The organism is Streptomyces sp. NPDC059897, assembly GCF_042730865.1.
GTDB lineage: Bacteria > Actinomycetota > Actinomycetes > Streptomycetales > Streptomycetaceae > Streptomyces.
Genome location: NZ_JBHWKQ010000024.1, coordinates 98,621 through 110,062, shown reverse-complemented (window position 1 = coordinate 110,062; position 11,442 = coordinate 98,621). Strand labels below are relative to the sequence as shown.

Sequence of the window (11,442 nt, the reverse complement as noted above, 5' to 3'; positions counted from 1 at the left end):
CCGGGGGGCCGTCGCCTTTCCCGTCTCGACAATCCACTACAAACACACCGGGGCCCCCCCGGGGGGCGGGTGTGGGGGGGGCTCACCCGGGGGGGGGGCCCCGGGGGCCCCCCCCGCCCCCACCCGTCCTCGTACGCCCCCCATTACGCGAAGCACCTTGCAACGCCTTGGAGTTGAGCAGAGCAATGTCTGAAAACACCTACGACTACGTCATCGTCGGTGGCGGCACCGCGGGATCGGTGATCGCCTCACGGCTCACCGAGAACCCGGACGTCACCGTCGCCGTCATCGAAGGCGGACCCAGCGACATCGACCGCGACGACGTGCTGACGCTGCGCCGCTGGCTCGGCCTGCTCGGCGGCGACCTGGACTACGGCTACACCACCACCGAGCAGCCGCGCGGCAACTCGCACATCCTGCACAGCCGCGCCAAGGTGCTGGGCGGCTGCTCGTCGCACAACACGCTCATCTCGTTCAAGCCGCTGCCCGGCGACTGGGACGAGTGGGCGGCCGCGGGCGCCGAGGGCTGGGACCACAAGGCGATGGACCCGTACTTCGGCAAGCTGCGCAACAACATCGTGCCGGTCGACGCCAAGGACCGGAACGCGATCGCGAGCGACTTCGTCGAGGCCGCGCAGGCCGCGACGGGCGTGCCGCGCGTCGAGGGCTTCAACAAGGGCCCGTTCAAGGACGGCGTCGGCTTCTTCGACCTGGCGTACCACCCCGAGAACAACAAGCGCTCCAGCGCGTCGGTGGCGTACCTGCACCCGCACATGGAGGCGGGCGACCGCCCCAACCTGACGCTGCTGCTCGAGACCTGGGCGCACAAGCTGGAGTTCGACGCCACGGACGCGGGCCTGACCGCGCGTGGCGTGCACGTGCGCGGCAAGGACGGCGTCGAGAAGCTCATATCCGCGCGCACCGAGGTCCTCGTGTGCGCCGGCGCCGTCGACACCCCGCGCCTGCTCATGCACTCCGGCATCGGCCCGAAGGCCGACCTGGAGGCCCTGGGCATCCCGGTCCTGCACGACCTGCCGGGCGTCGGCGAGAACCTGCTCGACCACCCGGAGTCGGTCATCGTCTGGGAGACGAACGGGCCGATCCCCGAGAACAGCGCCATGGACTCCGACGCGGGCCTGTTCATCCAGCGGGACCCGGAAGCGGCCGGCCCGGACCTGATGTTCCACTTCTACCAAATCCCGTTCACGGACAACCCGGAGCGCCTCGGCTACGAGCAGCCGGAGCACGGGGTGTCCATGACGCCGAACATCCCCAAGCCGAAGAGCCGCGGCCGCGTCTACCTGACCAGCGCGGACCCCGAGGTCAAGCCCGCCCTCGACTTCCGTTACTTCACGGACGAGGACGACTACGACGGCAAGACCCTCGTCGACGGCATCAAGATCGCCCGCGAGATCGCCAAGACCGAGCCGCTGGCCGGCTGGCTCAAGCGCGAGGTCTGCCCCGGCCCCGACGTCACGGACGACGAGGCGCTCAGCGAGTACGCGCGCAAGGTCGCGCACACCGTCTACCACCCCGCCGGTACTTGCCGCATGGGTGCTGCGGACGACGAACTCGCCGTGGTAGACCCCCAGTTGAAGGTCCGCGGGCTGAATTCCATCCGTATCGCCGACGCGTCCGTCTTCCCGACGATGCCCGCGGTGAACCCGATGATCGGGGTGCTCATGGTCGGGGAGAAGTGCGCCGAGCTGCTGGGTGGTGATGCGTGATGAACGCGACCGTGTCCTCCATGTCCTCCGCTTCCTCCGCGGGCGCCGAGAAGCGGACCGAAACCGGGTCCGCGTCCGAGTCCGTGTTCGCCGTACGCAATCTGTGGAAGGTCTTCGGACCGAAGGCCGAACGCGTGCCGGACCAGGCCGAACTGGCCGACCTGAGCGCCGCCGAACTGCGCGCGAAGACCGGCTGCACGGCCGCCGTGCGCGACGTCTCGTTCGACGTGAAGAGGGGCGAGGTCTTCGTTGTCATGGGCCTGTCGGGCTCCGGCAAGTCGACCCTCGTCCGCTGCCTGACCAGGCTCATCGAGCCGACCTCCGGCAAGCTGGAGATCGACGGCGAGGACGTCCTCGGCATGGACAGGTCCCGCCTGCGCGAACTGCGCCGCCACCGCGCGGCCATGGTCTTCCAGCACTTCGGCCTGCTCCCGCACCGCACGGTCCTCGACAACGTCGCGTACGGCCTGGAGATCCAGGGCGTCGGCCGCGCCGAGCGCCGCGCGAAGGCCATGGAGGTCGTCGCGAAGGTCGGCCTCGACGGGCTTGAGCAGCGCCGCCCCGGCCAGCTCTCCGGCGGCCAGCAGCAGCGCGTCGGCCTGGCGCGTGCGCTGGCCGTCGACCCGGAGGTCCTCCTCTTCGACGAGCCGTTCAGCGCGCTCGACCCGCTGATCCGGCGGGACATGCAGGAGGAGGTCGTGCGCCTGCACCGCGAGGAGGGCCGCACGATGGTCTTCATCACCCACGACCTCCAGGAGGCGCTGCGCCTCGGCGACCGCATCGCGCTCATGCGCGACGGCAAGGTCGTCCAGCTCGGCACGCCCGAGGAGATCGTGGGCGCGCCCGCCGACGACTACGTCCGCGAGTTCGTCCGCGACGTGCCGCGCGAGCAGGTCATGACGGTCCGCAGGGCCATGCGGCCCGCCGACGCGGACGAGGCGGACCGGGGCCCTTCGATCGAGGCGGACGCGACGGTGTCCGAGGCGATCGAGGCGGTTGCTTCCAGCGGGTTCGCGGTGCGGGTGGTGGACCGGGGTGAGTGTGTCGGCGTGGTCGACCACGAGCGCCTGCTGGGTGTGGTGGCCGGCGTGAGCCCTGACGCGGGCACCGTCCCTACGCCTCGGGGCTCTGCCCCGGACCCCGCGGGCTCTCGTCCACAGAGCGGGCTTGATTTGCCCACCGCCGCCGAAGGCAAGAAGGCCGACGAGAGCGCCGAAGGCGACACGGCCGACAAGGGCACGGAGGCGGGTTGATGGCTACCGCCGTAACGGCCGCTCCGGCCACCAGTACCGCTGAGCAGGCCCGTCCGTTCTGGCGCAACCGCGCCCTGGGCAAGATCGTGCTGCTCGCCGTCGTCGCGGCGGTCCTGATCCCGCTGGCCCACGCCAAGTGGTCCAGCGGCACCTGGCCGCACGCCCTCACCGTCGACCTCACCGAACCCCTCGGCAACGCCACGGACTGGGTGATCGACAACCGGGACAGCCACCCGCTGTTCCTGTACTTCTTCGGCTACATCAGCAACGCGGTCGTCCTCTCCGTGCGCGGCGTCTACCTGGTCCTGCTCGCCGCGGGCTGGGCCGGCGTCACGGCCGCGGCCGGGCTCATCGCCTGGCGCGTGGCCGGCTGGCGCCTCGCCGCGTCCGCCGTCGTCGCGTTCCTCGCCTGCGGCGTCCTCGGCATGTGGGTGCCGACGATGCAGACGCTCGCGCTGATGGTGATCGCCGTGCTCGTCTCCGTGCTGCTCGGCGCCGTCCTCGGCCTCGCCGCGGGCCTGAGCGACACCATGTACCGGGCCCTGCGCCCCGTACTCGACACCATGCAGGTGCTGCCCGCGTACGCGTACCTGCTCCCGGTCGTCCTCGTCTTCGGCATGGGCGTCCCGGCCGCCGTGCTCGCCACGGTCGTCTACGCCGCCCCGCCGATGGCCCGCCTCACGGCGCTCGGCCTGCGCTCGGCGGACGGCGGGGTCATGGAAGCCGTCACGTCGCTCGGCGCGACGGCCCGCCAGCGCCTCTTCTCGGCGCGCCTGCCGCTGGCCCGCAAGGAACTCCTCCTCGGCCTCAACCAGACGATCATGATGGCGCTCTCCATGGCCGTCATCGCCTCCGTGATCGGCGCGGGCGGCCTCGGCGACCGCGTCTACCAGGCGCTCGCCTCGGTCGACGTCGGCGCCGCGCTCGCGGCCGGCATCCCGATCGTGCTGCTCGCAGTCATCCTCGACCGCGTCACCGGCGCGGCAGGGGAGCGGATGGGCGCGCACGACACGGCCCCGGCCCCCTGGAAGTGGGGCGTGGTCGCGCTCGGCACCGTGGCGGTCGCCCTGGCGGCCCGTTTCATGGACCGCCTCGACTGGCCCGACGCCTGGACCCTGAACATCGCGACGCCCGTCAACGACGCGGTCGACTGGATGACGGACCACCTGTACTCCGGTGTCCCGTACATCGGCGGCACCGCCGACTGGGCCGCGCACTTCACCACCGGCATCCTCAACCCGGTGCGCGACGGCCTCACCTGGCTGCCCTGGTGGGCGGTGCTGCTGATCGTCGCCGCGCTCGCCTGGCTGATCGGCACCTGGCGCACCGCGCTCACCGCGGTCCTCGCCATGGCCGCCATCGGCGTACTGGGCGTGTGGAAGCCGTCCCTCGACACGCTGTCGCAGGTCATCGCGGCGGTCCTGGTCACGCTGGTGCTCGGCGTGGCGATCGGCATCGCCGCGGCCCGCAGCGAGCGCCTCGAACGACTGCTCCGCCCGGTCCTGGACGTCTTCCAGACCATGCCGCAGTTCGTGTACCTGATCCCGGTCGTCGCCCTCTTCGGCGTCGGCCGCGCCCCGGCGGTGGCGGCGGCGGTCGTCTACGCGCTCCCCGCCGTCGTACGCATCACCACACAAGGCCTGCGGCAGGTGGACCCGGCGGCGATGGAGTCGTCCCGCTCGATGGGCGCGACCACGTGGCAGCAGCTGCGCCAGGTCCAGCTCCCGCTCGCCCGCCCGGCGTTGCTCCTCGCCGTCAACCAGGGCGTCGTCCTGGTCCTCGCCGTCGTCATCATCGGCGGCCTGGTCGGCGGTGGCGCGCTCGGCTACGACGTCGTCTTCGGCCTCGCCCAGGGCGACCTCGCCACGGGCCTCGTCGCGGGCGCCGCCATCGTCTGCCTGGGCCTGATGCTGGACCGGGTGACGCAGCCGACGCAACGCCGCGAGACCACCGGAAAGGGGGCGTGACATGCGCCGAACTCGTAAGACGATGACGGCGGTCACGGGTGCGCTGCTCCTCCTGACGGCCACCGGCTGCGGAGCGGCCGACATGACCAAGCAGGCCTCCCCGTACGCCAACGCGCAGGGCGCCAAGACGGTGACCCTCTCGGTCCAGTCCTGGGTCGGCGCGCAGGCCAACGTGGCGGTCGCCCAGTACCTCCTGGAGCACGAACTCGGCTACCGCGTGGACACGGTCCAGGTGGACGAGGTCCCGGCCTGGGACGCCCTCAGCCAGGGCCGCGTCGACGCGATCCTGGAGGACTGGGGCCACCCCGACCAGGTGCAGCGCTACGTCAAGGACAAGAAGACGATCCAGCCCGGCGGCGACCTCGGCGTCACCGGCCACATCGGCTGGTTCGTCCCGACGTACTTCGCGAAGAAGCACCCGGACGTCACCAACTGGAAGAACCTCAACAAGTACGCCGACGAGTTCAAGACGGCGGAGAGCGGCGGCAAGGGCCAGCTCATCGACGGTTCCCCGTCCTACGTCACGAACGACAAGGCGCTGGTCAAGAACCTGAAGCTGAACTACCAGGTCGTCTTCGCGGGCTCCGAGGCCGCCCAGATCACGCAGATGAAGCAGTTCGCCAAGGCGAAGAAGCCCTTCCTCTCGTACTGGTACACGCCGCAGTGGCTCTCGAAGCAGGTGCCGATGACGGAGGTGAAGCTGCCCAAGTACAAGGAGGGCTGCGACGCCGACCCGGAGAAGATCACCTGTGCGTACCCGACGACGCCGCTCCAGAAGTACCTGAACACGGACTTCTCCAAGAACGGCGGCGAGGCCGCGCAGCTCCTGAAGAACTTCAAGTGGACGACGGACGACCAGAACGAGGTCTCGCTCCTGATCGCCGACAAGAAGCTCACGCCGGAGGCGGCGGCGAAGAAGTGGGTCGAGACCCACGAGTCGACGTGGAAGCAGTGGCTCCCGAAGAAGTAGTCACACCTGCCCCCGCCCGAGGCCCCGACCGCACCCCGCGGCCGGGGCCTCGGCGTCGTTCGTGAGGGGGACTGTGACGCGTAACGACGAAATGCTTGGCGTCAGCCGTCACAGTCCACGCTGTAGCGCAGCTTTGCGCGCCTCCCGGTCGCTGCTCAAGCGATCGAGCCCGCCGCGCGCGCCACGCTCGGCGAGCCGGGCGTAGGCGGCTCGTCGACGACGGCGCCGTCTCTCTTCTTCCAGCACGGTGTCGATGTCACGTCCCTCCGGTGCCCGCACGGCACCCCCGGCACAGCCCACCCGGCAACGCCTCCGGCCGTCCCGGCCGGCCGCATTCCGTGCACTCCATGAGGCCCCGGCGCACGGGTGCCGGGGTGGGGGTGAGCCGTACCCGGCGCGGGGGCAGCTTGTCGCGGAGGCGGCGAGCGACGAAGTCGCGGGGTGAGTGGACGATGCCGGGCAGGCCGGCCGTCATGGCCTGAGTGAAGAGCTGCGGGTCGGGTTCGCGGCCCAGCCACTCGGCGGCGGCCGCCTCCAGGGCCGTGCAGTCCGCTGCGGAGAGCGTCAACCGGGGGTCTCGGAGGCCCAATTGGGCGAGACGCCGGTAGGCATCGGTCCGGGTGGGCCGCTCCTGTTCGCGTTCCGGCTCCGGTACGTCGCCGTCGAGGAACCGGGCCCACCACTCGTCGCTGCGCGCGATGCGGGACCAGTACGTGTGGAACACCCAGCGGGTCGTACCGCTCTCGGTGCCGACGTCGGACAGCCGCCGTACGCGGCGCAGATGCCCGGCGACGGACAGCTCGTTGAGCGCGGACCGTACGGCTGCCTGCCCGTAGAGGGGCTGGACCTTGGCGAGTGTCTTCGCGTCCATGGCGGCGTTCTCGGGGAGCGCGTCGACGAACCCGGCGAGGTAGCGGGCGCGGAGGGGGAGGTGGGCGAACGTGTCGCGCCGGAGGGGGCCTTGGTCCGGGGTTCCGCGTTTTCCGTAGCCGGGGTTGGCCATGGGGTGTGCGGGGGAGGGCAGGGCGGAGATAGGGTTTTCGGTAGCCACGAGATCGCCTAGGGTTCGATCGAGTCGGTCAGACCCCGGCGGGTGTTGGTAGCACCCGACCGGGGTTGTTTGTTGCGGCGAACGCTAGAGGTTCGCAACCCTGCGTCGCAACCTGGTCGCGGAAAGTCATGTCGACTGGTCGCGGCGGAAGTTGGGGACGGAAGGGCGGGAGGGTGGGTTGAGACCCAGCCACCCATTCCCTTAAAGCAAAGCTCGGATCTCGACCGCCGGAGCTCGAAGCTCAGGCGCTGCGCACGCGGTCCAGGAAGCGGTTCCAGGCGCCCGGTCCGGCGCTGAAGCTCGGGCTTTGGCGGCCGAGCTTCGAGTCGCGGACGTGGATACGGGCGGGGGTGCGGGCGGCTTCGAGGCATTCGCCGCCCTGGCTGTCGCTGTAGCTGGACTTGAACCACGTCAGGCGGGCGTTCACCGTGCCTCCGCCACCTTTCTGATGAACTCGGCCGACTCCTCGGGGCTCAGAGCGTGCATGCGGATCATGTCATGGGAACGTGTGAGCGCACTGACTTTGTCCGGGTCCGCGTACAGGGTGCTGGTCTCCGGCCCCTCCACGTACGCGTAGTGCTCGTGGTCGGCCGTCTCAAGCAGTGCGATCGCCCCGTTGAGAGCGACACCGTAGGCCCGTCCGAACGGCAGCGCTTGAATCGACACGTTCCGCAACTCGCCTACGTTGAGCAGGTGTTGCAGCTGCCGTTGCATGACGGCAGGCCCGCCCACCTCCGTGCGCAGCGCTGCTTCGAACACCACGAAGCTGAACATGACGCCTGGCCGAGCGGTCAGTGCCTCCTGCCGCTTGAGGCGCCCGGCGACACGTTCCTCGACGGTCTCGTCGTCGAGGGGCGGCGAACTGGCGCCGATGAGAGCCTTCGCGTAATCCGAAGCCTGCAACAGGCCGGGGATGAGCAGAGGTTGGTACACGCCGACGGCAATCGCGTCCTTCTCCAGCGCCATGTACTCCTGGGAGCGCTGCGGGTGCGCCTCCGGCCTCAGATACTCCTGCGCCGCCACGATCTTCCCACCCGCACCGCACAGTTGATCGGCGATCTGGAGCAGCCGCAGGGTCGGCTTGCGGCGGCCGTTCTCCATGGACTTCACGTACTCGCAGCCGTAACCGGCCTCCTTGGCGAGTATTTCGCGGTCGACCCCCGCTTCCGTGCGCCACATCTTGATCTGGCTGCCGCAGTACCGCCACGCGAGATTGGTCTCCGTCGACGTCGCCATGCGCACGCACTCCTCAACCGGGGTCACGGAGGGTACAACTACCCGTTGTACCCGGGCCGTTACTCCCGAGGTTACGCGCAGGAGGCGCTCAGCTGTAGTAGTTGATCTTCTCGTCGAGGACCTTCATGGCCCGGCCCAGGGCTTCGGCTCGCTCCTGAAGGGCGGCACGGCGTTCTCGGAGGAAGGCCACTCGTTCCTGTGGAGGGTGGTCGGCGCGCAGGATGGCGACGAACCCGCGCAGGTCCGTGATGCCGAGGCCGGCCTCGCGGAAGCAGGTGACGAGGCCGATCCAGAAGACGTCGTCCTCCGTGTACTCCCTGCGCCCGCCGGGGGAACGTCGAATGGGGCCGATGAGGCCTTCGCGTTCGTAGTAGCGCAGGGTGTCGATGGAGACGCCGGTGCGGTCGGCGGCCGCTGCTGGGGCGAGTACGTTCATGGAACTCCTTTGGCGGCGACGCCGGTTACCGGGCCTACTGGGCTTACCGCGCTTCGGCGAAGCGCGCCATGTGATCGTCACTGAGCCGTGCACATACGCGGAGTGCCGCGAGAGCCTGCTCGATCTGGGCCACCTGGCTCGCGCCGACGATGGGATCGATGCCGAGCCGCATCAGCCACGCGAGAACGACCTGGTTCTTGGTGGCGGAGAGCTCGCGTGCGACGTCGGCCAGGACCGTGAGGACCCGGGTGGTTCCAGGGTGATCGTAGGCCGCAGGCAGCGGCTTGTCCGTACGCTCGTAGGAACCCCAGATCAGCGAGCTGTACGACCACACGGCGAGCCCTTCCGACCGTGCGAGGTCCAAGTCCTCGTCAGCGAGCAGTCGGTGGCCGGCCTCCGGGAGGACGGTGAGCGGGCGCGGTTGGAGGAGCGAGTGGCGCAGTTGCAGGGCCGTCCACGGCTCGACGTGCTGCTCGCGCGCCAGCGACCGGGCGCGTTCGACGCGCCAGGCGGCGTGGTTGGCCGCCCCGACCCGCAGGGCCACTCCCTTCGCGACCAGCTCACCGAAGGCGTCGACCGTCTCCTCCAGCGGCACGGAACGGTCCTCGGCGTGCGCCCACAGCAGATCGACGTGATCGACCCCCAGACGCCCCAGGCTCTCCTCCGTGCCGGTGCGGACGGCGGGCGCGGAGAGCCCTTCGGCGCTGTCCGGCCAGGAGTGGGCCACGAGCGGGTTCTGCCGGACCTTTGTCGCGATCCGCACCGTGTCACGCGCGCCGGGGCGGGCCCGGAGCCACGCGCCGATGACGCGTTCGCTGGCGCCGCCGACGCCGCTGGGGTCGGACCAGAAGGAGTAGCAGTTCGCGGTGTCGAGCCAGACGCCGCCGCCCGCGACGAACGCGTCGAGGATCGCGAAGGCCCGGTCGGGTTCGACGCGGGTACCGAAGTCCATCGTGCCGAGGACGATCTGAGGGGCGGGGGTGACATGAGAGTCAGTGGTCTCCATGCCGCCGATCCTCGAACCTGGAGCGCGCACCAGGTCAAGACCCCCTTTCAAAAGCCACTCAGCGAGACCTTCGCTCGGAGGCACGACGGGTACAACTGCTCTCTGTACCCCGGCCGTTACTCCCGCCGCGGCCCGCCGGCCGGGAGCGTGTGGGCATGCGAACCACTCCCCGCCCGACGGCGCTTCCCCAAGACATCGAGTGGCGCCTGCCGCGTCATGCGCGGAGTGTGGGGAGGGCGCGAACGTTGTTCCGGGAGCAGGCCGTTTCGTGGGCTCTGCCGCGAGAAGTCACGGACACCGCGGAACTCCTCCTGAGCGAACTGATGACGAACGCGTACCGCCACGCGAAGGCCCCTGCCGACCGCCAGATCTGGGCCCGCGCGACCCTCTCCGAGGGGAAGCTCCTCCGGGTCCAGGTCACGGACGCGAGCACCACCCTCCCGGTGCCGCGCACGGCGGCCCCGGAGGAGGAGTCGGGCCGGGGGCTGGCCCTGGTGGTGCTGCTCGCGGACGCGTGGGGCGCCGAAGCGCGCGAGGCCGGCGTGGGCAAGACGGTGTGGTTCGAACTGGGGTCCACGTCCTGAGGGCAGGCCGCACTGCATAAGCTCTGGCCATGACCTTCGGCCCGCCCCCGCGCGAAGGTGCGGGGGAACTGGGCGGCGTACTACGAAGTACTGGCAGGCGCCGACCTGTTCTTCCGGGTGGTCCCGGACGAGAGGGGCGAGCTGGTGCCCGACATCCGCGAGGACCCGCGGACGGGAGCACCCGTGCTGTACCTCTCCACGGACGGCATGCTCCCCGTGCCGTCGGCGGACCAGCTCTTCACGCTCGCGTCGCTGAAGGCGTTCAAGGACTGGAGTGATGTTCCGCTCACCCTCGTCGTGGACGCGGGCAGCCCCTGCGAGGCGGTGCTGTACACGGCGCCTCCGCACAACGCACCCTGGCTGGCGATCGCCCGGCGGTCGAGCAACCCCGACTTCTCCGGTACGGTACGCGCCCTGCGCATCGGTGGCCCGCTGCACGGACCGGTCGCGCACGGCCTCGCGTGCGGGGCCCTCATGAGCGTCAAGAACGGCCACCTGTGGAACGCCCTGGGCTTCCACGGCAACGGCTACGAAACCGAGCGCGAGCAGCTCCAACGCTGGTGGGGAGTGACCTCGCGCGCCGAATGGCAGGACACGCTGCGGAGCCTGCTGGCCCGCGAAAACCTCAGCCCGGTCTGGGAGTTCGCGCTCGCCCTGCGCCACAGCATCGCCCGGGACTTCGGCGGACACGTGGAGACGGAGTACTGGCGCGAGGCGGCGGCGAACGTCCTGCGCGCACGGTCCGAGGGCGCCACGGTCCTCACCCCGGACGGCGTCACCCGCACCGACCCCCGCCCCGAGTCCGAGGTCCGTGCGCAGATCGCGGGCGTCCAGCACCTCATCGGCCGGATCACCCGCTACGAGGCCCGAATGCGCGCCGACGGCATCCTCCCGGAGGGCCGTTACGTCCGCTCGGTGGACGCGTGGGACCTGGGGCGCGGCGCGAGCATGGCGTGCTGGGGCGTCGGCGCGCGCTACGGCACGGTCGACGAGGCCGAACGCGCGGTGATCGAGGCGGGCGAACAGTCCGCGGTGACGTACAACTCCTGGGAGGACTTCTCCAGCGGCTACATCCTGGGCCGCTGCCTCCACTTCGACGAGGAACGCTTCGGCCACTGGTACAAGCAAATGCTCACAGCCCACCGGGTCCTGATGACGGACCCGGCCAGCCCCTGGCTCAACATCCCATTCAATTAGACAGTCCGGGCGGGC

Annotated in this window: 11 protein-coding genes; 6 read left to right on the top strand and 5 right to left on the bottom strand. The window is 70.3% G+C overall.

Translation table 11 applies throughout. The features are described 5' to 3' along the window. The first annotated feature begins 185 nt into the window (after nt 1-185). Genes ACFV9W_RS25220 through ACFV9W_RS25205 form a run of 4 tightly spaced genes read left to right on the top strand, consistent with a single transcriptional unit; the run spans nt 186 to nt 5,917 of the window. Nucleotides 186-1,727, top strand: coding sequence for a GMC family oxidoreductase (locus tag ACFV9W_RS25220; protein WP_385764663.1), 1,542 nt, complete (start codon nt 186-188; stop codon nt 1,725-1,727). Between the two features lie 20 nt (nt 1,728-1,747). Next, on the top strand, nt 1,748-2,980 hold the full coding sequence (locus tag ACFV9W_RS25215; protein WP_385764661.1) for a glycine betaine/L-proline ABC transporter ATP-binding protein: 1,233 nt from the start codon (nt 1,748-1,750) through the stop codon (nt 2,978-2,980). Next, nucleotides 2,980-4,947, top strand: a complete 1,968-nt coding sequence (locus ACFV9W_RS25210) for an ABC transporter permease (RefSeq protein ID WP_385764659.1) — start codon at nt 2,980-2,982, stop codon at nt 4,945-4,947. The genes ACFV9W_RS25215 and ACFV9W_RS25210 overlap by 1 nt, the downstream gene beginning before the upstream one ends. A gap of 1 nt (nt 4,948) precedes the next feature. After that, on the top strand, nt 4,949-5,917 hold the full coding sequence (locus ACFV9W_RS25205) for an ABC transporter substrate-binding protein (RefSeq protein WP_385764657.1): 969 nt from the start codon (nt 4,949-4,951) through the stop codon (nt 5,915-5,917). Between the two features lie 256 nt (nt 5,918-6,173). Here the strand turns inward: ACFV9W_RS25205 and ACFV9W_RS25200 are convergent, their stop codons facing one another. The 5 genes from ACFV9W_RS25200 to ACFV9W_RS25180 form a co-directional block, all read right to left on the bottom strand. Continuing rightward, nucleotides 6,174-6,968: a hypothetical protein gene (locus ACFV9W_RS25200; protein ID WP_385764655.1), complete on the bottom strand. Its 795-nt coding sequence runs from the start codon at nt 6,966-6,968 to the stop codon at nt 6,174-6,176. Nucleotides 6,969-7,209: 241 nt separating this feature from the next. Beyond that, a complete protein-coding gene (locus ACFV9W_RS25195; RefSeq protein WP_385764653.1) occupies nt 7,210-7,395 on the bottom strand; it encodes a DUF397 domain-containing protein in 186 nt (61 codons plus the stop codon). Next, nucleotides 7,392-8,204 carry a helix-turn-helix domain-containing protein gene (locus ACFV9W_RS25190; RefSeq protein WP_385764651.1) on the bottom strand — a complete coding sequence of 271 codons (813 nt, stop codon included), beginning with the start codon at nt 8,202-8,204 and terminating at the stop codon, nt 7,392-7,394. Before ACFV9W_RS25190 ends, ACFV9W_RS25195 begins: the two co-directional genes overlap by 4 nt. 88 nt (nt 8,205-8,292) lie before the next feature. Beyond that, a complete protein-coding gene (locus ACFV9W_RS25185) occupies nt 8,293-8,640 on the bottom strand; it encodes a MerR family transcriptional regulator (protein WP_385764649.1) in 348 nt (115 codons plus the stop codon). Nucleotides 8,641-8,683: 43 nt separating this feature from the next. Further along, nucleotides 8,684-9,646: an aldo/keto reductase gene (locus ACFV9W_RS25180; RefSeq protein WP_385764647.1), complete on the bottom strand. Its 963-nt coding sequence runs from the start codon at nt 9,644-9,646 to the stop codon at nt 8,684-8,686. Nucleotides 9,647-9,891: 245 nt separating this feature from the next. Here ACFV9W_RS25180 and ACFV9W_RS25175 point away from each other — a divergent pair, with 245 nt between their 5' ends. Together ACFV9W_RS25175 and ACFV9W_RS25170 are read left to right on the top strand one after the other, a co-directional pair. Next, complete coding sequence (locus tag ACFV9W_RS25175; RefSeq protein WP_385764645.1) at nt 9,892-10,230, top strand: ATP-binding protein; 339 nt, start codon at nt 9,892-9,894, stop codon at nt 10,228-10,230. Between the two features lie 57 nt (nt 10,231-10,287). Further along, nucleotides 10,288-11,427, top strand: a complete 1,140-nt coding sequence (locus tag ACFV9W_RS25170) for a DUF1266 domain-containing protein (protein ID WP_385764643.1) — start codon at nt 10,288-10,290, stop codon at nt 11,425-11,427. Nucleotides 11,428-11,442 lie beyond the last annotated feature (15 nt).